The organism is Sanguibacteroides justesenii (assembly GCF_003204205.1).
Taxonomy (GTDB): Bacteria; Bacteroidota; Bacteroidia; order Bacteroidales; family Marinifilaceae; genus Gabonibacter; species Gabonibacter massiliensis.
In genome coordinates this window covers 61278-86319 of sequence record NZ_QJPL01000008.1, presented here as the reverse complement: position 1 = coordinate 86319, position 25042 = coordinate 61278, and the positions used below count along the sequence as shown (strand labels likewise).

The 25042-nt window shown below is 43.2% G+C and carries 17 protein-coding genes; 12 read left to right on the top strand and 5 right to left on the bottom strand.

The features are described from left to right. The first annotated feature begins 1 nt into the window (after window position 1). On the top strand, window positions 2-1330 hold the full coding sequence (locus tag DMB45_RS12790; RefSeq protein ID WP_041504584.1) for a sensor histidine kinase: 1329 nt from the start codon (window positions 2-4) through the stop codon (window positions 1328-1330). A 125-nt stretch (window positions 1331-1455) separates the two neighbouring features. On the opposite strand, the gene DMB45_RS12785 is transcribed toward DMB45_RS12790, so the two are convergent. The 3 genes from DMB45_RS12785 to DMB45_RS12775 form a co-directional block, all read right to left on the bottom strand. Continuing rightward, window positions 1456-2583, bottom strand: coding sequence for a mechanosensitive ion channel family protein (locus tag DMB45_RS12785; RefSeq protein ID WP_235375115.1), 1128 nt, complete (start codon window positions 2581-2583; stop codon window positions 1456-1458). Between the two features lie 234 nt (window positions 2584-2817). Then, window positions 2818-4689 carry an ABC-F family ATP-binding cassette domain-containing protein gene (locus tag DMB45_RS12780; protein ID WP_041505602.1) on the bottom strand — a complete coding sequence of 624 codons (1872 nt, stop codon included), beginning with the start codon at window positions 4687-4689 and terminating at the stop codon, window positions 2818-2820. Between the two features lie 53 nt (window positions 4690-4742). Next, on the bottom strand, window positions 4743-5456 hold the full coding sequence (locus DMB45_RS12775) for a DNA alkylation repair protein (RefSeq protein ID WP_052634896.1): 714 nt from the start codon (window positions 5454-5456) through the stop codon (window positions 4743-4745). Window positions 5457-5598: 142 nt separating this feature from the next. Between DMB45_RS12775 and DMB45_RS12770 the strand changes: the two genes are divergently transcribed. The 4 genes from DMB45_RS12770 to DMB45_RS12755 all read left to right on the top strand — a co-directional run bounded on the left by DMB45_RS12770 (window position 5599) and on the right by DMB45_RS12755 (window position 9621). Further along, window positions 5599-6369, top strand: a complete 771-nt coding sequence (locus tag DMB45_RS12770; protein WP_041504581.1) for a ParA family protein — start codon at window positions 5599-5601, stop codon at window positions 6367-6369. 62 nt (window positions 6370-6431) lie between these two features. Continuing rightward, window positions 6432-7328, top strand: coding sequence for a ParB/RepB/Spo0J family partition protein (locus DMB45_RS12765; RefSeq protein ID WP_041504580.1), 897 nt, complete (start codon window positions 6432-6434; stop codon window positions 7326-7328). A gap of 9 nt (window positions 7329-7337) precedes the next feature. Further along, on the top strand, window positions 7338-8051 hold the full coding sequence (locus tag DMB45_RS12760; protein ID WP_052634894.1) for a DUF5683 domain-containing protein: 714 nt from the start codon (window positions 7338-7340) through the stop codon (window positions 8049-8051). Window positions 8052-8055: 4 nt separating this feature from the next. After that, window positions 8056-9621: a lytic transglycosylase domain-containing protein gene (locus DMB45_RS12755; RefSeq protein WP_110688829.1), complete on the top strand. Its 1566-nt coding sequence runs from the start codon at window positions 8056-8058 to the stop codon at window positions 9619-9621. Window positions 9622-9706: 85 nt separating this feature from the next. On the opposite strand, the gene DMB45_RS12750 is transcribed toward DMB45_RS12755, so the two are convergent. After that, entirely contained in the window at window positions 9707-10495 is a 789-nt protein-coding gene (locus DMB45_RS12750; RefSeq protein ID WP_041504578.1) for a C40 family peptidase, read from the bottom strand. 142 nt (window positions 10496-10637) lie between these two features. On the opposite strand from DMB45_RS12750, the gene DMB45_RS12745 reads away from it, so the two are divergent. Further along, entirely contained in the window at window positions 10638-11321 is a 684-nt protein-coding gene (locus DMB45_RS12745; RefSeq protein ID WP_041505611.1) for an SIR2 family NAD-dependent protein deacylase, read from the top strand. A gap of 107 nt (window positions 11322-11428) precedes the next feature. Next, window positions 11429-12832, top strand: a complete 1404-nt coding sequence (rlmD, locus tag DMB45_RS12740) for a 23S rRNA (uracil(1939)-C(5))-methyltransferase RlmD (RefSeq protein ID WP_041504577.1) — start codon at window positions 11429-11431, stop codon at window positions 12830-12832. A gap of 64 nt (window positions 12833-12896) precedes the next feature. Here the strand turns inward: rlmD and DMB45_RS12735 are convergent, their stop codons facing one another. Then, on the bottom strand, window positions 12897-13514 hold the full coding sequence (locus tag DMB45_RS12735) for a WbqC family protein (RefSeq protein WP_041505601.1): 618 nt from the start codon (window positions 13512-13514) through the stop codon (window positions 12897-12899). 390 nt (window positions 13515-13904) lie between these two features. Between DMB45_RS12735 and DMB45_RS12730 the strand changes: the two genes are divergently transcribed. From DMB45_RS12730 to glgP, 5 genes are all read left to right on the top strand, one after another. After that, entirely contained in the window at window positions 13905-15887 is a 1983-nt protein-coding gene (locus DMB45_RS12730) for an alpha amylase C-terminal domain-containing protein (RefSeq protein ID WP_110688828.1), read from the top strand. Window positions 15888-15932: 45 nt separating this feature from the next. Continuing rightward, window positions 15933-17888 (top strand): amylo-alpha-1,6-glucosidase, encoded by a 1956-nt coding sequence (locus DMB45_RS12725; protein ID WP_110688827.1) that lies wholly within the window; start codon window positions 15933-15935, stop codon window positions 17886-17888. Between the two features lie 50 nt (window positions 17889-17938). Beyond that, a complete protein-coding gene (locus DMB45_RS12720) occupies window positions 17939-19243 on the top strand; it encodes a glycosyltransferase family 4 protein (RefSeq protein WP_110688826.1) in 1305 nt (434 codons plus the stop codon). Between the two features lie 58 nt (window positions 19244-19301). Further along, the gene (locus DMB45_RS12715; RefSeq protein WP_110688825.1) at window positions 19302-20705 is read left to right on the top strand and encodes a glycoside hydrolase family 57 protein; all 1404 of its coding nucleotides are present in this window, start codon (window positions 19302-19304) and stop codon (window positions 20703-20705) included. Between the two features lie 79 nt (window positions 20706-20784). Continuing rightward, entirely contained in the window at window positions 20785-25029 is a 4245-nt protein-coding gene (gene glgP, locus DMB45_RS12710) for an alpha-glucan family phosphorylase (RefSeq protein WP_041504571.1), read from the top strand. The last annotated feature ends 13 nt before the right edge of the window (window positions 25030-25042 follow it).

The window sequence follows — 25042 nt, the reverse complement described above, 5'->3', positions numbered from 1 at the left end:
AATGTCCCGGTATTACTCTTTTCGTCTGTTTTTTTATTTGCTGATAGCGTTGATCTCCAGCGTCGGGACGTATATTTTAATATCGGAAAAGAGTTATGTCGGGGCGGCATTTGTAACCGGATTGATGGTGTTGTGTGTCGTTTCGATATTTAATTCAATAAACCATGTTAATCGTAAGTTGACTTATTTTTTCGGTTCTTTGGAGAACGATGATTTTACCATTCATTTCCCGGAGAGAGAGGGCTTGCCTTCGGAGCGTATGTTGAATGTCATGTTGAACCGGATGAAGGATATTTTGCAAAATACCCGGTTGGAGGTACAACAACGTGAAAAGTTTTATGAGTTGATTATTAACAGTGTCAGTTCCGGGATCGTGGTGATGGATAAAGAGGGGTTTGTTACCGATTGCAATCGAGTGGCCTTAAAATTGATCGGTTTGGAGGTGTTTACCCATATCGATCAATTGCATAAGGTCTCTTGGGATTTGCAGGAACTTTTCCGGAATATTCAGCCGGGAGAGAGCCGGAGAGTAGCATATACTACGGAACGGGGGAGAATTCAGCTGTTGGTTCGTTCAAGCCGAATCGTATTGCGTGATAAACCGATCATGCTATTGGTTATAAATGATATAGAGAACGAGTTGGATGAGAAGGAGATCGATTCCTGGATCCGTTTGATCCGGGTACTTTCTCATGAAATCATGAACTCCATCGCACCGGTGACTTCCTTGAGCGATACCTTGTTATCTTTGTATCGGGAAGGAGAGATGCCGGACGAAGAGTTAAAACGCAATACCATGAACGGTTTGCAAGTGATTGGGGAGACCGGGAAAGGACTGATCTCTTTCGTGGAATCCTATCGTAAATTTACGCGGATCCCGAAACCGGAAAAAGAGTTGGTCGATTTGAACGAATTTATCCATCGCATGGTTATTTTATGTAGTATGGAGATTAATTTTTCAGCCGTTAGGCTGGAGGTTACGATTCAACCCGAAGGTTTGAGAATATATGCGGATCCGAATCTGTTGGGACAGGTGGTGTTAAATTTGCTGAAGAATGCCTTTTATGCTTTGAGGGAACGCTCCGACGGGCGTATTCTCGTGTCGGCGGGAAAAGGAGAAGAGGGATGTGCGTGGATTAAGATTAAGGATAACGGACCGGGAATAAAACCGGAAGTCATGAATGAAATCTTTGTCCCTTTTTTCACGACGAAAACGGAAGGCTCCGGTATCGGTTTAAGTGTCGCCCGGCAAATCATGCGGGTTCACGGTGGAAATATAAAGGTTAATTCCATATACGGTAGAGAGACGACTTTTACCCTTACGCTTTAAATAATTTTATCCGTTTCACGTTATCGGCCGCGGGATTTTTCCCGTCCGATATCCGGTGTCGATTGTTCTCAATAAAACATATCGGTATCTCTCTGTTTATGTTTGTTTCCGGAAAAAATTCTGACTTAGTTTGCCGGGTAGTCTAATTTACCGGGGTACTGAAATACTTTCAGATTGAATAGCGGAAGTATGGCAAACAGGTGGTCGAAAAGATCCGATTGTACCCGTTCGTACTCCACCCAACTCTGTTTGGCGGAAAAACAGTAAATCTCGAGGGGGACTCCCGTCGGACCCGGTTGAAGTTGGCGTACCATATGCGTCATTTCTATGTTGATGTCCGGGTTGGCGTTGATCCATGACTCCATGTATTCCCGGAACGTGCCGATATTGGTCAGGCGTCTTTCGTCCAGAAGATTATGACGGTTGGCATTATGAACGGCAAGTTCGGCCTCTTTTTTCTCTATGTAGGATTTCAGTAACTGGGATTGTTTCAGGGTGTTTAACTCTTCTTTGCTCAAATAATGGATAGAGTAAATATCGATGTTCACGGAACGTTTGATTCTTCGTCCTTTGGATTCTTCCATGCCTCTCCAATTCGTAAAGGATTCCGAAACTAATTTATAAGTCGGGATGGTGGATATGGTTTTGTCCCAGTTCTGTACTTTTACCGTGGTCAGGTTAATCTCCAAGACTTCGCCGTCCGTATTATGGCTGGGCATAACGATCCAGTCTCCAATGCGAACCATCCGGTTGGCAATCAGCTGAACGCCGGCCACGAATCCGAGGATGGAATCTTTGAAGATCAGCATCAGTACGGCGGCAAAGGCGCTTAATCCCACGAGTAGAGCTTGTGGTGATTTATTTAGTAATATGCTGATAATAATGATGGTGGCCATGCTGTAGAAAAATATCTTGATGACCTGAATAAAGACTTTAATCGGACGGTTTCGAGCCATGGGATAACTTTCGTATATGCGATTGATCCCGTCCATGATAGAGGATAATACCAATAAAATGGAGATGACAACCCACACGTTTATCAGGCGGTTTATGATATCGGCATATTCCCATCCGATTTGAGTGGAAATCAACTGAATGACGACCGGAACGATTAATAATGCCAAGCGATTGAAAAAGTGTTGGTCCAGTAATAGGTCATCCCATTGAGTTGCCGTGCGATGTACGATCTTCAGGATGATTTTAGCCAGCCATTTTTTGGATATAATGTAGACGAACCATCCAATTAATCCCATAATAAAGGCTTGAATAAGAAATTGTATTAGTTTAGTGATACTTTCCGAGTAAATACCGAAATGTTGTAAAATCGTTGGGATGTATTCCATGACCTATTTCAATTAACGTGAGTTTTTGTTGCACAACGGACAAATGTAATATTTTTTTTCTAAAAATATTAAAAAGGAATTTTTGCACAACGAATCCTTTGAAATAGAGATGATGTCGGAAGCCCCTTGATGGGGAAAATCTTACTAATTGGGTATTTCGCTGAGTTCCAACCAGCGCATCTCTTTTTCGTCCAATAGGTTTATAATCTCCGAAATGCGTTGAGAGAATTTGATCAGTTCATCCGTGGTTAGTTTTCCGGTATTTAATGCTGTTTCCAGTTCTGCTTTTTCTGCATTCAGTTGGTCCATAGCGATCTCCAGTTGTTCCATCTCTTTCTTTTCGCTAAACGTGAGTTTACGTTTTTTCTCTTTTTCCCGGTCGACGGTTTTTGCATTAGGAACGCTCTTTTTCGCTTCCTGTTTCTGGAGCAGTTCTTCCTCCTCTTTTTTATTTTTGTATTGGGTGTAATTGCCGGGAAAGTCTTTAACTATACCGTTGCCTTCGAATGCAAATACCCGGTCTACTACTTTGTCGGTGAAAAAACGATCGTGTGAAACAATGATCAGGCATCCTTGAAAGGCTTTCAGGTATTCTTCCAAAACGTTTAAAGTTACGATATCCAAATCGTTTGTTGGTTCGTCGAGTATGAGAAAATTCGGATTACCCATCAATACGGTTAGCAAGTAGAGACGACGTTTTTCTCCTCCGCTTAATTTGTAGACCGGAGAGTACTGTAGTTTATCGGAAAATAGAAAATATTCCAGGAACTGGGAGGCCGTCATGATTCGGCCATTGCCCAAATCTATTTTTTCAGAGATGTTTTTGACGATATCGATCGGACGATCGTTTTCTTTGAAGGTGATTCCGGATTGTTTGTAATAGCCATAAACGACGGTTTCTCCGATTTCAATTTGTCCGGAGTCCGGTTTAGTCGTTTGTGTGATGATATTTAAAAATGTCGACTTGCCGATGCCGTTTTTTCCGATAATTCCGATTTTTTCTCCTCGAACGAATTTGTAAGAGAAATCTTTTAGAATGCAAAGATCCCCGTAGCTTTTGTCGACATGTTCCAATTCCAGGATTTTTTTACCCAGCCGTTTTCCTCGAATATCGAGTTCCAGTTGTTGTTGTTCGGTATGTTGATCGGCGACCTCTTTCAGCTTGTAAAAATTATCTATTCGGTATTGTGCTTTATGGCTTCGGGCCTGCGGCATCCTGCGCATCCATTCCTGCTCCGTTCGGAGCAAGTTTTTAGCTTTATCGATGGAAGCGTTTCGGGCATCGATACGTTCTTCTCTTTTTTCAAGATAATAGGAGTAATTGCCGTTGTACGCGTAAAGGCCGAAATCGTCGATTTCTATAATCAGGTCGCATACTCGATCCAGAAAGTAACGATCGTGGGTGACCATTAACAGGGTTACTTTCGATTTTTCCAGGTAGCTCTCCAACCATTCGGTCATCTCCACGTCTAAATGATTGGTAGGCTCGTCTAAGATTAGGAAATCGGGATTGCTGATCAGTATCTTCGCTAAGCCGACTCGTTTTTTCTGTCCGCCGGAGAGCTCTTTGATGCGTTGATTATACTTGTTTATCTTAAGTTCGGAAAGTATTTGTTTTACCTGTGTCTCGTAATCCCATGCGGCTAACGCATCCATTTGCGGGATTAGTTCCTCTATGGCTTCAGAATCGTTATTGGTTACGGCTTCTTCGTAATTTCTTATCGCTTTCAATAAAGGAGAGTCCGAATTGAAGACCTCCTCGAACACGTTGTTCTCGGGTTCCAGCTGGGGATCTTGTTCTAAATAACCGACCGTAATATCGTTGCGGAAGATAATCGTGCCGGCATCTGCGATCTCTTTCCCGGCAATGATTTTTAGCATAGTGGATTTACCCATGCCGTTTTTAGCGATTAAAGCAACTTTTTGGTTTTTGCCGATACCAAAAGAGAGGTTTTCGAATAGAAGTTGTTCGCCGAAACGTTTGCTTAAATTATTTACTTGTAAAAAACTAATCATGAGTAACTTCGAGTTTAAGATATAACGAGTTGTAAAAAAGAGTCAAATAAGTTTTAATTTCCCCGCTTTAAAAAAGCTTTCCGGCTCTCCTCCGGGTAGTGTTCGATCGCGTAACGCAGCATGGTTCTCGGCATTTGCCGATACCTCGGCGTGAGGTAATCGGTAAGGATTTGCCGGTTCTTTTTACCGACCTCTCTCAAAAGCCAGCCTACTGCCTTGTGGATCAGGTCGTGGGAGTGAAATTGCAGAATATCTGCGATCTCTAAGCACTCTTCGAATTTTCCTCTTTTCACGAAATACATACAAGAGACGATAGCGATACGTTGTTTCCACAGGTGGCCGGTTCGGGCCCATTCATAGAGTAATGTTTTCTCTTTGTCTTCGAGCCAGCGTCCCAGTAATTTATAGCAGCTTAAATCGACCAAATCCCAGTTGTTCAGGTGATCGACATGTTGAATATAGAAATCGACATATTCTTTTCTTTTCTGTTGATCTTTCTCTTTTTCAAAACGATGGACCAGAAGCAAGACGGCTGTCATCCTGTATTCGTGAATAGGCGAGAGTAACAACTCGTGTACTACGGGCAGGGGGGTGTGCTGGTATATTTTTACGATGTCTCGGACTTGCGGTATCGGGATTCCTATAAAAAGATCTCCTTCCCCGTATTCTCCTTTACCGGTTTTAAAAAAACGGGCAAGAGCGTGGGCTTTTTGTGTATTTTTTTGTCTATTAAGTGCTTCTGTTATCTCTTTTAAGGAATCTTTCATGATAAAGCGATTTTTTTTTATGGGTTGTAAAGGTAATGATTGTTAATAAAAAAGTTCGGGTTGTTATTAAAAAATCCGTTAAAAATCGGTAGTGTATTTATTTTAATTGTATTTTTACCACACAATCGAAAATTATAGTCTTATGTCAAAAATAATAGCTATAGCGAATCAAAAGGGGGGGGTAGGAAAGACGACGACTTCTGTGAACTTGGCAGCGAGTTTGGCTGTTTTGGAGCAAAAGGTTTTGTTGGTGGATGCTGATCCGCAGGGAAACGCGACGACGGCCGTGGGATATGATTTAAAAGAGTTGAAGGCCACTATCTACGAATGTTTGGTGGAGGGGATAGAGCCGGAGAAGGCTATTCTAAATACGGAAATTGAGAATTTATATATATTGCCTTCTAACATCGACCTGGTCGGAGCCGAATTGGAGATGTTGAATTTTCAAGATAAAGAGAGTGTTATGGGAAGGGTATTGGCCGGTGTTCGGGAGAAGTACGATTACATACTGATCGATTGTTCGCCTTCACTGGGGTTGTTGACCGTGAACTCGCTGGCCGCTGCCGACTCGGTGATTATTCCCGTGCAATGTGAGTATTTGGCTTTGGAAGGATTGGGTAAGTTGTTGAATACGATAAAGATCATTCAAAAGCGTTTGAATACCTCCTTGGAGATCGAGGGATTTGTGTTAACCATGTACGATGCTCGTTTGAGGTTGTCTAATCAGGTGGCTTCCGAGGTAAAAAAACATTTCGAAGATATGGTTTTCGATACGATGATCCAGCGAAACACGAAGCTGGCGGAAGCTCCCAGTTACGGACAGCCGGTCGTACTGTACGATGCCGAATGTCGAGGGACGGTGAATTACCTGAGTTTAGCAAACGAATTGCTGGAGAAGAATAGAAGAGCTTAGCCGAAAAGGAATTCATGTGAAGTTTTAAATTGTTTGGACGTGTAATCATAAATAATAAGCTGATGGCAAAAAAAAATGCATTAGGAAAAGGATTAGGGGCTTTGCTTCAGGATGCGGCGGAAGAGATTAAGCCGAGGGGTGGAAGCGGGTCGTCTATGCAAGAGGAGTTAAAATTAAGTGATATCCGTCCTAATCCGCATCAACCGAGGACCTCTTTTGATGAGGAAGCATTAAATGAATTGGCAGCTTCTATAAAATCTATCGGGATTGTTCAACCTATTACCGTGCGAGAGATCGGTGACGGGAAGTACGAGATTATCGCCGGAGAGCGTCGTTACCGGGCATCCAAGATTGCCGGATTGGAGACCATTCCGGCTTATATTCGGAAAGCGGAGGAAGATACGGTATTGGAATTGGCTTTGATTGAAAATATACAGCGGGAGGATTTGAACGCCATCGAAATAGCGATCAGTTATCAACGCTTGCTGGAAGAGTGTAGGCTAACCCAAGACGCTTTGAGCGAACGGGTCGGCAAGAAGAGAACGACCATATCCAATTATTTGCGCCTGTTGAAATTACCTGCTCCGATACAATTGGCGATTAAAGAGAGAAAGATTAGTATGGGGCATGCCCGGGCTATTGTGAATATAGAGGATCCCGATACCCAATATATGGTGTTCGAACAGATTATGAAATATGATTTCTCTGTCAGAAAGGTTGAGGAGATAGTCCGGGAACTGATGAATCCCAAAAAAGAAGAAAAGGTCGATAAAAAAGAGTCGAAGGTAAAAACAATCGATGATTATAACGAATTGCAAAGTCATCTTTCTCGTTATTTCGAGACGAAGGTTGATTTAAAGAGAAACGAGAAAGGAAAAGGAAAAATTGTCATATCTTTTAAGTCGGATGGTGAGTTGGAACGCATTGTCGGTTTACTGGATAAACTGAGTGCGAAATAAGTTTATATCGTGAAGGCTGTTTTACAAAAAATATTTTTAATCGCGTGTGGGATTTTACTTCTTCTGGGTACGGATGCCCGGGGAGAGAGCGTATACCTGTTAACACAGGTAACCGATACTATTATCAGTGAGGATTCCGTACGTGTCGGAGGTGAGGAGGCATTTGTTTATAAGAAGAAAATGAAAAATTTAAAGCCTCATTCCCCGCATAAGGCGACGATTATGGCGATGGTTCTGCCGGGATCGGCTCAGATTTACAACGGACAATGGTGGAAGGTGCCCATTTTATACGGGGGTATCGGGGCGACGGTCTACGGACTCTCTTGGAATTCGAAATATTTCCGAAAGTATAAGACGGCTTTTTTGGATTACACGAATTATTTAGATAGAAAAAGCGAGGATCCCGAAACACCTTACCCTACAGACAATACCTGGGATAAATTGATGATTGCAGGAAATTCGGCGGCGGATTTTACTCCTTCTCAACAACAACGATTGAAAGATCAGTTGAAAAATAAGAAAGATTACTATAAACGAAATCGAGATTTGCTGTACATCGTTTCGGGAGCTATCTATATCATTCAGATTATCGATGCTACGGTTTTTGCTCATTTCTATGATTATGAAATCAATGACGATTTGTCTATGTCGATTCGTCCTACTACCGGTTTTTCGCCTGTAACCGGGGGAAATGTCGGAATATCATTAACATTTAATTTTTAAAAGCATGCGCTGGGTGTTTTTGTGGTTATGTATCTTATCGTGTGGTGTTCTTACCGTGAAGGGACACGATAGGGATTCCGTGAAGATTCAAACGGAAGCTCCTAAATTAATAAATCCTCCTTTGGTTTTACTTACAGATTCCATTCCGGGAACTTTTGTCCGGAGATTAGACGAATTATACCAGAAGTGGTATGTGAGTAAACCGGAATTGGGAGATACCTTGAACATGTTGGAGCAAAAGGAGGCTTTTTCTTCTTTGCCTGATTCCATTTACCTCAGTCGATTAGATTCCATGAATTCGGCTATACGGGTTTCGTTTAATGAAATAGTAAAGAACTATATCGAGTTATACACGCTAAAACGCCGGGCTCAGGTAGGTGCTATGTTGGGATTAAGCGAGTATTATTTCCCCATTTTTGAAGAGATTCTGGACCGGGAAGGCTTACCGCTCGAGTTGAAATACCTTCCGGTCATAGAAAGTGCACTGAACCCCCGGGCGTTCTCTCGTGCCGGTGCTTGCGGGTTATGGCAATTCATGCATGGGACGGGAAAGATGTATCGTTTGGAGATCAACTCTTTCGTGGACGAACGGAGAGACCCGGTAAAATCTACGGAAGCGGCAGTCAGTTTTCTGAAGGATCTGTACAGTGTTTACAAAGATTGGGTTTTGGTTATCGCGGCTTATAATTGCGGTCCCGGAAACGTGAATAAGGCTATTCGTCGTTCCGGGGCGAAGAAGAATTATTGGGATATTTATTATCGTCTGCCTCGGGAGACCAGGGGATACGTACCGGCATTTATAGCGGCGATGTACGTGTTTAACTATCATAAAGCGCATCAGATTTATCCTGTCGCTAACGAGTTGCCCGTGATGTGCGACAGCATTATGATAAACGAAGGATTGCATTTTGAACAGATTTCCAAACTTTTGGATATTTCGATCGAGCAGTTGCGGGATTTGAATCCTCAATATAGACGGGATGTTATCCCTGCAGGATACGGAAAATCTTACGCTTTAAGAATGCCTTATAATTATGTCGGAGAGTTTATCGATAAACAGGATACAATATTTGCTTATAATCGCTCTTATTATTTCGATGATAGCGACCGGACGGCTAACCCGAGAGATCGGATTAAACACTATGCCTATGCTCCTCCCAGTAATAAAGCGAAATTGATTTATGTGGTGAAGAGCGGGAATGTGCTGGGGGGGATTGCCAATACCTTTCATGTACGTTTGGCGGATTTGAAGTATTGGAACAATATGAGCAGAAATTTAATCCGGGTAGGTCAGAAATTGGTCGTCTATGTGCCTAAGGATAAGGTGAAAACTTACCAGAACAAGGCTGATGCGAAATACGCTGGAATGGCTTCCAACGCGGAGGTGGAGACGGAGCCCTTGATTGAAGGAGAATATGAAATCTACGTGATGAAGAAGGGAGATAACCTGTGGAATATAGCCAAGAAATATCCGGGGATCACGAATAAGGATATCATGAGGTGGAACGGGCTTACCGATAAAACCGTGAAAAATTTAAAACCCGGTCATAAGTTGAAGATAAAAATCTAATAATCGTCAATCTTTTTAATCGCTAAATCAAAGAATCATTCAATCGCCGAATCGCTTAATCCCTCAATTTTTTAGTTTGCAATTGTCAATTAATGTAGCGTTTGATCAGCTTTAGCGCGTGGGTGTAGCGTTTGGTTTCTTCGTTAAAAATACCATGGTGATCGATTTTGTCGACCCGTACCCGGCCGGAAGCATGGATGATACGACCCGGTTCCCATAAGATTCCCACGTGGGTAATGGCTCCTGCCTCGTCGCCGAAAAAGGCCAGATCCCCCGGTAAGGACTCTTCGATAAAAGAAAGAGTTTGTCCTTTCATGACCTGTTGTTCCGCCTTTCGGGGTAAATTCATACCGATCATTCGGTAGACGATCTGAGACAATCCGGCACAATCGATTCCGTACGGAGTACGCCCTCCCCATAGGTAGGGGGTATTGTAGTACATCAACGCGTATTGGATAAGTAGATCCCTCAAGTTGTCAATGCCTATCTCTTTCAATGTACCGATCAACGCGTATTCGTCTTCTTCCAATTTCATTTTCTTCGAGTAGGCGTCGTAAAAAGGCAATACGCTGCCCGCTACGATTAACTTATTGCCCCAATCCCCTTCTTTTAGTACCAAGTTGAATACTTCTTCCATAATCAATTGATCGGACGAACGATAAGACTCGACGTAGGATGGGCTTACCTCCTTATGCATTTTCCGATCGATCCAACCTTCACAATTATCATGCAATAATCGTATATACAGCCAGTTATCCTCCTTTTCCAAAACTTCGTAGATCTCCCCGAATAAAATTTGGGAGGTCATTTCGCTTCGTTCCGATTTTTCCCGCCTCACGGGCACTATACTCAAATCAGCTATACCAAACTCCATCGTAATAAAATTGAGAAACTGAAAAATGAACTTTTATTCCAGTTCGTATTAATTATCGCGAAAATAGAGAAAGTTTCGAGATAATGAAATGATTTTTTTAGTTAACTTGCATGACATTATGAATCGTAAAATTGATTTGATCATGAAGAAGTTAGTAGTTTTAACAGGGGCGGGAATGAGTGCGGAGAGCGGCATTCGGACTTTCAGGGATAGCGACGGTCTTTGGGAAGAGTATAATGTCATGGATGTGTGTACCCCGGAAGCTTGGGAGCGTGATCCCGAATTAGTCAATCGTTTTTATAACGAACGCAGGAAACAACTTTATGAGGCAAAACCCAATGCCGGCCATTACGGATTGGCTGAATTGGAAACGGAGTATGATGTTCAAATCATTACCCAGAATATAGACGATTTGCACGAGCGGGCCGGGAGTTCGAAAGTACTACATCTTCACGGTGAATTGAAAAAAGTCAGAAGTAGCAAAACCCCGACTCTTATTTATGATCTGGAAGGTTGGGAGTTGAAATTGGGAACAAAAGGAGAAGACGGATCCGTTCTTCGTCCGCATATCGTTTGGTTCGGGGAAGCCGTGCCGAATATCGAGCCGGCGATAGAATTAGTATCCCGGGCTGATATATTGGTTGTTATCGGGACCTCTCTTGCCGTATATCCTGCGGCGAGTTTGTTGCATTACGCTCCGGCCGGATGTCGTATTTTGCTTATCGATCCTAAGATTCCGGAGAGCGTGAAAAACAGCAGAATCGAATTTATAGAGACAGGAGCGTCCGAAGGAGTTCGGATATTGAAAGAGAAACTAATGTCGTAACAGATCGGGCTATTTTGCCTTTCCGGTCTTCTGTTTCATTTTAATTTGTATATTTGCCCTTCAAAATTTTGAGGGTATTAATCTGAAGTTTGAAGTGTTTTAAGTTTATGGGTAGAGGAAAGAAACCGTTACTGGAAAATATCGAAATTCAAAAAATTGCAGCGGAAGGTAAATCCATCGCATACGTGGATGAAAAAGTGTTATTTGTTCCCAATACCGTTCCCGGTGATGTTGTCGATGTTCAGGTAACCAGGAAACGAAAAAGTTTTTTGGAAGGTTTCGTGGTGAATGTGAAGAAATATGCCGATATCCGGACAGAGCCTTTCTGTTCTCATTTCGGAATATGCGGCGGTTGCAAGTGGCAGAATCTGCCTTACGAACGGCAATTGGATTTTAAGCAACAGGAGATCGTAGATAATCTGCAACGAATCGGAAAGGTTGAGCTCCGGAATGTATGTCCGATTATAGGTTCCTCGCGAACCCGGCATTACCGGAACAAATTAGAATTTACATTCTCGGACAAGCGTTTTTTGACTCGTGAAGAGATCGGTTGCGACCAGGAGATCGAACGCTCTCCGGCGGTAGGTTTTCATGTCCCGGGGCTTTTCGATAAGGTGGTGGACATTAAAACCTGTCATTTGCAGCAGGAACCGTCCAATGCCATTCGTAACTTTATACGGGATTATGCCGTTGCCCGAGGTTTGAGTTTTTATAATATACGGGAACAAAAAGGATTTTTGCGTACCTTAATTATTCGTACCTCCTCCACGGGCCAGATCATGGTTATTATTACTTTTGGACACGAAGAGCGGGAGGCAAGGGAGTGTTTACTTCAACATTTGGTCGGGGCTTTTCCGGAAATTACTTCTCTTATGTACGTGATAAACGAGAAGTTGAACGATACGATTACCGATCAGGAAGTAATTTGCTTTCATGGTGAGGATCACATATACGAACAAATGGAAGAGTTGAAGTTTAAGATCGGCCCGAAATCATTTTATCAGACCAATTCGGAACAGGCTTATAACCTGTACGCTCAAACCCGGAACTTGGCCGGGTTAACGGGTGATGAAACTGTCTACGATCTTTACACGGGAACGGGTACGATTGCTAATTTTATCGCTCGTCATGCCCATAAAGTGATCGGAATTGAATATGTTCCGGAAGCTATCGAAGATGCCAGAGTAAATTCTTCCATCAATGGGATTACCAACACGCTTTTCTACGCGGGAGACATGAAGGAGGTCTTAAACGAGGCTTTTATCGCCCGTCACGGCAAACCCGATGTGATTATTACCGACCCTCCGCGTGCCGGAATGCATCCGGATGTTGTAAATACCATATTGAATGCTGCGCCGGAGCGTATCGTTTATGTCAGCTGCAATTCGGCAACACAGGCACGCGACCTTCACCTGATGGATGCTGATTATAAAGTAATGGCAGTTCAACCGGTAGACATGTTTCCGCATACGCATCATGTGGAAAATATCGTATTATTGCATCGCAGGTAGAAGAGTCGCTGGGCCGGGTATTTTTGGTTCCCGAGTATATGGATTTTTTAACGTGGAGTTTTTGCTATAAATAGAGAGTGGCATCGGGACCTTCGTTAAAGAGAAGATCCATGACACTGAGATTTGGGGCGAACGGAAAACGCTCGGCAAAAGTTTGATGGTAGGGTTTGGCAACAAAAGGATCGTTAAATTTGCGCCTGGACGGTTTGGGGTGAATGACGTCCCTGAAATCGTCGCAATGGTCGGGAGTGTTGACGTAGTCTGTTGACAGGGCGATCGTGTTATTTAAAGACAGGATATCAAGAATTTCGTGTATTATCTTCATGTTCAGATCGAGCAGGTATTTCTCTTTTTTTGTAAAAAAAGAGGTGAAATGGTCCATGTAATAATCGTAATAAGGAGAATTTTTGTAAGCGGATTCAATACCTTTAAAATGAAGTTTTTGCCAAGAGGTGGAGTAATCTATACAAGTTTCTTTGGTTAATATCTTTTTACTCGTTGCTTTTATTACCGGAACGGATAAGGTCATCACTCCGTTGGCGGTCATGATGTCACAGCGGTTTCTGTAACTTTGTTTTCCGTAATGTTCGTATTGTTCGATAATAACTTCTTCGTAATCTTTTATTTTAGATAAGTATTGTATTGGAGGGAAATAAGCCGTATTTAATAAGATTTTTTTCATTCCGTGCGATTTTGGGACAAAAATAAAAAAATAAAGATTGTAGCTTGAAGTTTGATGAAAAAATGATTGTAAATATATGTAAATGGATATATTAATCTTTTCTTAAAATATAATATGTTAAAATTGGTATAATCAACTCTTATTGGCTTAAATATTGTTATCTTGTAACCAATTTAGGTTATTTCAGAAAAAAACTCTTCAGGGAAATAAAGAAAGGAGTAAAATTAAAATTCCCGCGAAATAAAAAAGGTTTATATTACAACTAAATGACTCAATTCTTCGTAATTAAGTAATAAAAATGTAACAGAAGATACATCCCAACGTAATGCAAAAATGGTTTATTTGAAGCAGGGAAGTGATTATTCAAAAAAATTAAATTAGATCAATTATATGAAACCGGAACTCGTGAATCAAGATAAATTATTGGAGCCTTTTGCGAAGGTTATTCAGGAAAGACATGAACGGATACTTGCTTTGGAGAAGGAATTCACGAGTAGGGCAACGCGATTGGCCGACCTGTGTAATTCTTATTTATACTATGGTCTTCACAAAACGGACCGGGGATGGGTGTTCAGGGAATGGGCGCCGCATGCTACGGCTGTGTATTTGATCGGGGTATTTAACGATTGGCGGAAACATCCGGACTATGCCTTAAAAAAAATAAATAGAGAGGATTGGGAGATCGTATTGCCGGAGGGTGTTTTGTCTCATGAAATGCTTTATCGTTTGTTGGTGGAGTGGGACGGCGGAGCGGGAGAGCGTATCCCTACTCATGTCAGAAGAGCGGTTCAGGACGAGTATACCAAAATATTCAGTGCTCAGGTATGGGACCCGAAGAATCCGTATCGCATGAAACATAAATCTCCTCATCGTACTGTTCACCCTTTGATATACGAGGCGCACGTGGGTATGTCTACCGAACACAAGAGGGTTTCCACATTTACGGAGTTCCGTTTATTTGTGCTTCCCCGTATGGTGGATTTGGGATATAATACCTTGCAATTGATGGGAATTCAGGAGCATCCTTACTATGGTTCTTTCGGGTATCAGGTATCTAATTTTTTTGCCGTTAGTTCCAGATTCGGGACTCCGGAGGAGTTGAAAGCTTTGATTGATGCCGCTCACGGAATGGGTGTACGGGTTATTATGGACATTGTTCATTCGCATGCTGTCAATAATGAGATGGAGGGATTAAGTCGTTTTGACGGTTCGTACGACCAGTTCTTTTACCCCGGAGAACAGGGATATCATCCTTTATGGAACTCCCGTTGTTTTAATTACGGCAAGCATCAGGTGATTAATTTCCTGTTATCCAATTGCAAATATTGGTTGGATGAATTCCATTTTGACGGTTTTCGTTTCGACGGGATTACGAGTATGATATATTGGGATCATGGGATCAATAGGGACTTCACGGATTACCGGATGTATTATGACGGCGATCAGGATGAAAATGCTATTGTTTATTTGGGTTTGGCCAACCGGGTGATTCATCAGGTAAATCCGGAGGCGATTACGATAGCCGAAGATATGAGTGGAATGCCGGGTATGGCTTTCCCGGTAGAAGAAGGAGGATTGGGGTTCGATTTTCGTATGAGTATGGGGGTGCCGGATTACTGGATAAAGTTGTTGAAGGATAGGAAAGATGAAGAATGGCACGTGGGGGATCTTTTTTACGAACTGACCAATAAACGGAAAGAGGAACATACGATTAGCTATGCCGAAAGTCACGACCAGGCTTTGGTCGGTGATAAAACAATTTTTTTTCGGTTGGTCGATAAGGCTATATACTCTTCGATGAGTGTTTTTAATAAAAATATACACATTGACCGGGGTATTGCTTTACATAAGATGATTCGTTTGGTGACAATAGGAACGGCAGGAGACGGTTATCTTTCTTTTATGGGGAATGAGTGGGGGCATCCGGAGTGGATTGATTTCCCGCGAGAGGGGAATAATTGGAGTTACGATCATGCCCGGAGATTATGGAGCTTGGTCGATGATGAGCAGTTGCGTTTTCGTTTTTTGAATGCTTTTGATCGGGCTATGATTCATTTCGTTGAAGATAATCAGCTATTTGTGGGATATCCTTCTCCTTTGGTGAGGGATAACGAGAGGCAGATTTTGATTTTTACCCGGGGAGATTTTTTGTTCGTCTTTAATTTTAATCCTGAGGTTTCTTTTATGGATTATCAATTCGATGCTCCTCCGGGAAAGTATATGACGGTACTGAATACGGATAGTGCGTTGTTTGACGGTTTCGAAAGGATTGACGAGAACGTGGAACATTTTACGCGTTATATCGCTCCCGGTAGAAGCCAACTGAGTTTGTATCTTCCCGCCCGGAGTGCATTTGTTATGCATCGTTCGTGATAAGAAGGTAATAATAATTGATTTTGATATATTAAATGGCAGATTATGGGATATTTAAAATTCAATAAAGAAGAGTTAGTCAACTTAGAGTATGCTCTGCACCGGGAGGTTTTAGCGACCAATCGGGCGGGGGGATATGCGTCAACAACTATTGTTTGTTGTAATACGAGAAAGTATCATGGTCTACTGATACTTCCGATCGAAGAATTCGGCGGTATGAACCATGTGTTGCTCTCTTCGTTGGATGAGACTATCGTACAGCATGGTCAATCGTTTAATTTGGGTATTCATAAATACCCCGGCGTGTATGACCCCCGGGGACATAAGTATATTGTCGATTGTGAGTATGAGCCTGTTTGGACGTTACTCTATCGGGTAGGAGGAGTGGTTCTGAAGAAAGAGTTGATCATGGTGCATAACGAGGCACAAGTAATGATCCGCTATACATTGGTAGATGCTCATTCGGAAACGTTGTTGCGTTTAAAACCTTTTTTGGCGTATCGGAATGTGCATGATTTGAGTAAGGCCAATATGATGGCCAATACGAAATACGAATCGGTTACTAACGGGATAAGGTCGAGGTTATATGTTGGGTTTCCCTCATTGAATATGCAATTGAGTAAACCGAATGAGTTCGTGGCAGTGCCGGATTGGTATTACAATATCGAATATCTGGAAGAGAAAGCAAGGGGGTATGACTATCGGGAGGATTTATTTGTTCCCGGTTATTTTGAAGTTCCGATCAAAAAAGGGGAGAGTATCGTTTTCTCGGCTTCTATGGAGGAGGTCAATCCGAACGTCCTGAAGCGTAAGTTTCAACGGTTGGTGGATCTGCGTATGCCGAGGGATAATTTCGAGAATTGTCTGAAATACTCGGCTTCTCAATTTATTGTTCATGACGGTAAGGATACGGAAGTGGTAGCTGGTTATCCTTGGTTCGGGCGTTGGGGGCGAGATACTTTTATCGCTTTACCCGGAATCACTTTGGCTGCCGAACAGGATATAAAAAGTTGTAAGGAGGTGATCGATACGATGGTCCGTCAATTGCATAATGGATTGTTCCCGAATATCGGAAAGCGTCAGGATGCGGCGTACAATTCGGTAGATGCTCCGATGTGGTTTTTTTGGACGCTTCAGCAATTGGACGATGCGATGAAAAAGAAGGGATTTATCTGGAAAAATTACGGGAGTAAGATGAAAGCCATATTGAAGGCTTTCCGGTACGGTACGAATCCTTGGGTGAAGATGGAGGAGAACGGTTTAATCTGGGCGGAACAACCCGGTAAAGCCCTGACTTGGATGGACGCTATCGTGAAAGGAATACCGGTAACTCCTCGGGGTGGTTATGCCGTAGAAATCAATGCTTTGTGGTATAATGCTGTGTGTTACAGTTTGCGTTTGGCAGAGGAAGCTGCCGATCGCCGCTTCGTGGAAGAATGGAAAGAAATGCCGGAAAAGATTCGGGAGAGCTTCAATAAATTATTCTGGTATGAAGAGGGAAAATACCTTGCCGATTATGTAGATCATACCGGTCAGAATACCTTGGTTCGTCCGAATCAGGTTATAGCTTGTTCTTTGGAGTACTCCCCGATTAGCGATGATATGAAAGAGAGGGTGTTGCATGTGGTACGCCGCGAGTTGTTAACACCCAAGGGATTACGTACGTTGTCGCCTAAAAGTGCTTCATATAAGGGACGTTACGAGGGAGATCAGAATGAACGGGATTCGGCTTATCACCAGGGAACGGTTTGGCCGTGGTTGATCGGTCCTTACATCGAGGCCAGTCTGAAACTGAGGGGGAAGCAGGCTTTGCCTGCGGTGAAAGAACTACTGGCCGGATTCGAGGAAGATATGACCACTTACGGAGTTTGTTCTATCGCGGAAGTGTATGACGGAGACCCCATTCACAGGCCTGGTGGATGTATCTCTCAGGCATGGAGTGTCGGAGAGGTGTTAAGAAGTTTAGCGTTAATCAAAAAGTTTGAGAGGAAACGGAAATAAGAACGGAAGTTTCGTGTCTGGATTCTCAAATTTTGAAATCGAGTTATGATATGAGTACAAGAGTATTGATGTTTGGTTGGGAGTTTCCTCCTCATATTTCGGGAGGATTGGGAACTGCCTCTTTCGGTTTAACGAAAGGATTGGCCGAATACGGGGTCGAAATAATGTTTGTGATGCCGAAAGCCGGGGGTGATGAGGATCAAAGTGCCGTGAGAATTATTAATGCGAGTGATGTTGAGGTCGTGAATACGTGTTCCGATCTGGAAGAGTATTGGAAGAATATTCATTTTATGGAGATCGATTCCAATCTGGTTCCTTATCTCGATCCGGAGGCATTTGAAAGAAGTGTTCATCAAACGTTGAAGGTCGGGGAAAAAGAGGAGAAAATATCTTTTCGAAATAAATTTCAGTTTTCCGGCAAATATGGAGCTAATTTGATGGAAGAGGTGGCCCGTTACGCGATGGTTGCCGGGACGGTTGCCGCCAAAGAGCAGTTCGATGTGATCCATGCCCATGATTGGTTGACCTATACCGCCGGGATCGTGGCCAAAAAGATATCGGGCAAGCCTTTGGTGATCCATGTACATGCGACGGAATTTGACCGTAGCGGTGAACGGGTGAACCAGCAGGTGTACGATATTGAACGCAAGGGTATGGAGGAAGCTGACCGGGTGATTACCGTGAGCAATCTGACCCGGAATATAGTCATTAATCGGTACGGGATAAATCCGGAGAAGGTGGTGACCGTTCATAATGCGGTAGATTTTCAGTCTCGTGAAGAGGTCGAGGTGGAACGCGGCGTGGAAGAGAAAATCGTTACTTTTTTAGGCCGGATCACCTACCAAAAAGGACCGGAATATTTTATAGAGGCGGCTTATAAAGTTTTGCAACGTTATCCGAACGTACGTTTCGTTATGGCCGGAAGCGGGGATATGTTGAATCGTTCGATTCGCCGGGTGGCACAATTGAAGATGGCTACTCATTTCCATTTCACCGGCTTCCTGTATGGTGAGGAGGTTCCGAAGATGTTTGCTTATAGTGATGTATACGTGATGCCTTCCGTATCTGAACCGTTCGGTATTACGCCGTTGGAGGCGATGCGTTCCGGAGTGCCGACCATCATATCCAAACAATCGGGTGTGGCAGAGGTATTAAAACATTCGATAAAGGTGGATTATTGGGATGTGGATGCTATGGCCGATGCCATATACGGCCTGCTGGCTTATCCGGCATTGTCCGTGTTAGCAGGCCGTGAGGGATTGGATGAAGTAAATCAATTGAAATGGAGAAATGCGGCTTTAAAAATTAAATTCATTTATGAAGAGCTTGTTAATGAGTTTAACGCGGGACGTTGAGGACGGAAAGGGATGAAAAAAGGTTGTAAGTAAATAAAAATAAATAAAATATAAGGTTATGAGAAAGACATTATGTTTCTATTTCCAGATACATCAGCCGGTTCGGCTAAGAAAATACCGTTTCTTTGATATTGGGAAACGCAGTGATTATTTTGATAATTATATCAATCGTTCCACGATACGCCGAGTCTCGGAGAATTGTTATTTACCGATGAATGCGTTGATGTTAGAGTTGATCCAACGTTACGGGGGTAATTTTAAAATAAGCTTTTCTATTTCGGGTTCTGCTATGGAGCAATTCGAATTACATGCTCCGGAGGTGATCGAGAGTTTTAAGCAATTGGCGGCGACGGGATGCGTTGAATTTCTGGCGGAAACTTACGCCCATTCCTTGGCCTCGTTGTCCTCTACCGATGAATTCGAAGCCCAGGTGAAACAGCATGCACGCAAGGTAAAAGAGTTGTTCGGACAACGTCCGGTAACCTTGCGTAACTCCTCTTTGATCTATTCGGATCAGATTGGCGAGCGAGTGGCGGCAATGGGGTATGAAGCCATGTTGACGGATGGGGCAAAACACGTGTTGGGATGGAAGAGTCCGAATTTTCTATATACCAATTCGATCAATCCCAAATTAAAATTGTTATTGAAAAACTCCAGGTTGAGTGATGATATTACCATGCGTTTTTCGGATCGGAGCTGGAGCGAATGGCCTCTGACAGCGGAAAAGTATGCCGGTTGGTTAAAAGAGAGTGTCCGGGAGAGTGAAATCGTCAATTTGTTTATGAATTATGAAACTTTTGGAGAGTATCAATCACAAGAGAGCGGTATTTTTGATTTTATGCGGCATTTACCTGAGGCTGTGTTTGCTTCGACTGATTTTGAATTCTTGACTCCTAAAGAGGTTGTTAAGAAACATCAGCCGGTAGCTCCTTTGCATGTACCTTTCCCGATATCCTGGGCAGATGAAGAACGGGATATCACCGGATGGTTGGGTAATGAGTTGCAGGTCGAGGCTTTTGAAGAGTTGTATAAGATTCAGAAGAGAGTGAAGCGTATCAATGATCCCGTATTGAATGAGGATTATAAACGTCTGCAAGCAAGCGATCATTTTTATTATATGGGGACCAAGCTTTTTTCCGATGGAGATTTCCGTCGTCATAGTTCGCCATACGAATCGCCTTATGAAGCCTTTGTTAATTATATGAATGTATTGAGTGATTTTATCATAAGGGTTGATGATTTGGAAAAAAAGAGTAATATTGTATCGAAGAGAGAAATAATGCAGGAGGGTAAAACACCTCCCGAAAAGAAGGTTGCAAGATCTACCAAGCCTAAAGAGAAAACGTATGTCGTTTCTGCGGAAAAAGCTGGAAAGGAGGTAAAAGCTGGAAAGGAGTTAGAAGATAAGGGGAAAAAAGTAGAGAAGAAAACGAAGAATACGGTAACTAAAAAGAAAAAATAATCTTAAATAACCAAAAGCTACGATGTATGGGTTAGCGGTGTAATAATGCCGATCTGTATTTGTAATTTAAAACTAAAACATGAACAATATAAAATTGAAAAATCCCGCCTATTTGTTTGAGGTGAGTTGGGAGGTGTGTAATAAAGTTGGTGGTATACACACTGTTATTTCCACGAAAGCCTTAAGTATGGCCCGAGAGTTCAAAAATAATCATATCCTGATAGGGCCGGATGTATGGAGGTACAATGAACCGAATCCGGAGTTTACGGAGGATCCGCATTTGTTTAAATCGTGGAGGGCCAAAGTATCTCGTGAAGGGTTGCGAATAAAAGTCGGACGTTGGAATATCGCGGGAAATCCGGTGGTGATATTAGTTGATTTTACCACATTCATTGCCCAAAAAGATCAGATATTGACCTCTTTTTGGGAAAAATTCCGATTGGACTCCTTGACCGGACAGTGGGATTATATCGAACCTGTTCTGTTCGGTTACACGGCAGGAAAAGTCATAGAGAGTTTTGTACGCTACAATGCCTCTTCCCGCCAACATGTCATTGCTCAATTTCACGAGTGGATGACGGGTAGCGGTCTTCTTTATCTGAAAGATGTTCTCCCGCAGGTAGGATGCGTTTTTACTACTCATGCCACCGTGTTGGGACGGAGTATTGCGGGAAACGGTTTGCCTCTATACGATCACATACAACAGTATAATCCGGCTGAGGTCGCTCATCGTTTTCAGGTGGAAGCAAAACAGTCAATGGAGAGCAAGGCGGCCGAATTTGCGGATTGTTTTACAACGGTGAGTGAGATCACGGCTGTCGAGTGTGCCCATTTCCTCGGGAAAAAGGTGGATATGATTACCCCGAACGGATTTGAGAATAGTTTTACTCCTCCGGATGACATTTACTTAGAGAAGAGAGAAGCCGGAAGAAAGAAGTTATTGAAGGTAGCACAGGCATTAGCCGGAAGGGCCATTTCTGAGGATGCTTTTATCGTTGGAATTAGCGGGCGTTACGAATTTAAAAATAAAGGTATCGATGTATTTATCGAGGCTCTGGGACAACTGAATCGGGATCGGGAGAATACGAAAGAGATTGTAGCTTTTATTTTAGTACCGGCCGGACATCAAGGGGTGAATACGGAGTTAATAAATAATCTGGAGAAGCCTTATCAGGCTGTAGAGGTTGTACATCCTTATGTAACCCATATATTGACGGACCCGGAGCATGATCCGATATTGTTGAAGTTTGCCGAGGAACAACTGTTGAACCGGGAAGAGAATCGAGTAAAGGTGTTTTTCAGTCCCAGTTATTTGAACGGGAGCGATGGGGTATTCGACGTGCCTTATTATGATTTGTTAGTGGGTATGGATTTGACAGTGTTTCCATCCTATTACGAGCCTTGGGGGTATACTCCTTTAGAGAGTCTGGCGTTTAAGGTTCCTTCGATTACTACCACTTTAGCCGGCTTCGGGTTATGGGTGGAAACTCATTATTCCAAGGAGCATCCCGGAATAGATGTTATTTCTCGGGATGATCGAAACAACGAGGCCGTGGTGCATGAGATTGCAGATAAAATGAAATATATAGCTGCGTTGGCTCCGGATAAATACCTTAAGTACCAAGAGAATGCAAAAGAGGTGTCCCGGATTGCTTTATGGGAGCATCTGATTACTTATTACCATAAAGCCTACGAAATTGCTTTACAGAAGGTAGCTTTGAGAATCGAAGATATGCCGGTGAACGAGGCGGAAGAGGTAGCGTTTATCGACAAACAGATGATTAACACTACGCCGACCTGGGTGAGCGTGATTATTCACAGGTCTATTCCGGAGCGCTTGTGTGCTTTGGAACAGTTGGCCAATAACTTATGGTGGTGTTGGAATGAGGAGGCCGTGGATCTGTTTAAGAGTGTAGATCCGTTACAGTGGATGCTGACACGCCATAACCCGATCGCCCTTTTGGATAAGATCTCTTTGAATCGTTACAAAGAGCTGGAAAAGGACGGAGAGTTCGTGCAGCGTTTGGAGAGTGTTTATGCTAAATTTAAGGATTATATGGAGGGGAAAAAGAAGATGAACGATCCCTCTATCGCTTATTTTAGCATGGAATACGGGTTGCATGCTTCTTTGAAGATCTATTCCGGTGGACTCGGGGTATTGGCAGGAGACTATTTAAAGGAGGCAAGTGATAAACAAACCCGGATTACCGGTGTCGGTTTGTTATACCGGTACGGTTATTTTACACAAAAATTCTCGGCAGCAGGGAATCAGGAAGCGGAATACGAAGCGCAAGATTTTATGAAAATTCCGGTTAATCCCGTACGGGATAAAGAGGGGAATTGGTTGACGGTAAGCCTGGCTTTTCCGGGACGTAACGTATCGGCCCGGATTTGGCGGGTTGATGTGGGGAGAGTGGAGCTTTATTTGTTGGATACCGACTTCGAGGATAACCAGGAAGGTGATCGTTGTATTACACATTATTTATATGGCGGAGATTGGGAAAACCGTTTGAAGCAGGAGTTGTTATTGGGGTTGGGAGGTATTCAGGCTTTGCGTAAGTTGAATATTTCTGCTGATGTATACCATTGTAACGAGGGGCATGCTGCTTTTACCGGGTTGGAACGGTTGAGGGAGTACGTGGAGAATGAGAACCTTGCTTTCTCCGAGGCGATGGAGGTCGTTCGCGCATCATCGCTGTTTACGACGCATACGCCCGTGCCGGCAGGACACGATGCTTTCACGGAGAATTTGTTGAGGGGGTATCTTTCCTATTTTCCCGACCGGTTGAAAATAACTTGGGAACAGTTGTTGGCTTTAGGAAGAATCAATGCGGGAGATCCGAACGAAAAATTCTCCATGAGCTTTTTGGCGGCTAATTTGTCACAGGAAGTGAATGGGGTCAGTTGGTTGCACGGGAAGGTAACCAGGGAAATATTTAAAGGTTTGTGGCCGGGATATATGCCTGAAGAGCTGCATATCAGTTATGTGACGAATGGAGTCCATTACCCTACTTGGACAGCTCCCGAATGGAAAGCGATTCATCAGAAGGTTTTCGGGGAGAAGTTTAAAACCCATCATTACGACCGCTCCTGCTTTGAAGGGATATATCAGGTGGATAACGAACGGATCATGGGAGTACGGGGAGTATTGAGGAGCCGGTTGATACGTCATATTAAACGTCGTTTAGCCGATGGAGGAGATACGGCCTATTTTACCCCGAAAGAGTTGGTAGAGATTAAAGATAAGCTGCGGGATGATATTTTGACTATCGGTTTTGCCCGGCGTTTTGCCACTTACAAACGAGCCCATCTTCTGTTTAGCAATTTGGATCGTTTGAACGAGATTGTCAATAATCCGGATCGTCCGGTGCAGTTCATATTTGCCGGGAAAGCCCATCCGGCAGATCAGGCGGGGCAGGATTTGATCAAGCGAATCGTGGAGGTTTCCAAGTATCCGCAATTTTTAGGGAAGATCGTCTTTTTGCCTAATTACGATATGGATTTGGCCCGCCGGATGGTGCAGGGGGTGGACGTGTGGATGAATACCCCCACCCGCCCGCAGGAAGCTTCGGGTACGAGCGGGGAAAAAGCGGCTATGAACGGGGTTATGCATTTCAGCGTGTTGGACGGTTGGTGGGTGGAAGGTTATCAGAAAGGAGCAGGCTGGGCTTTACCCATGGAACGTACCTATGAGAATCAAGAGTTCCAGAATCAACTGGATGCAGAATTGATCTATAATATCATTGAGACTGAGATCGCTCCGGTTTTCTATGCCAAAGAAGAAAACGGCATATCGTCGGCCTGGGTAGAGTATATTAAGAATACGATAGCCAAGGTCGCTTCCAACTTTACTTCGAATCGAATGTTGACGGATTACGAGGAGAAATTTTACTTGCCGATGTCCCGTCGGTATCATAAATTGATAGCCGATAATGATGCTTTAGCCATAGAGATTGCGGAATGGAAGAAAAAAGTCGGACGCGAATGGGAGAATGTAACTGTTGATTCGCTGACTCTTCCGGATAAGTCGAAACAGATCATCTCTTTAGGTAAGTCGTACGTGGGGAAAGTTCTTTTGGATATAGGAGATCTTTCGATCGACGATGTGGGAGTCGAGTTGATCGTTACGGAACAGGTAAACGGAAAAATGGTCGTTCGTTCTACCTATGATTTTGCCCCGATTTCTTTTGAAAACGGCAAGGCCCTCTATTCGGTAGAGATCACTCCGGATGATCCGGGGCTGTTTACATTAGGTCTACGTATTTATCCGAAGAATCCTTTGCTACCGCACAGGCAAGACTTTGCTTTAGTGAAATGGTTGTAGTATAACGTAAGGA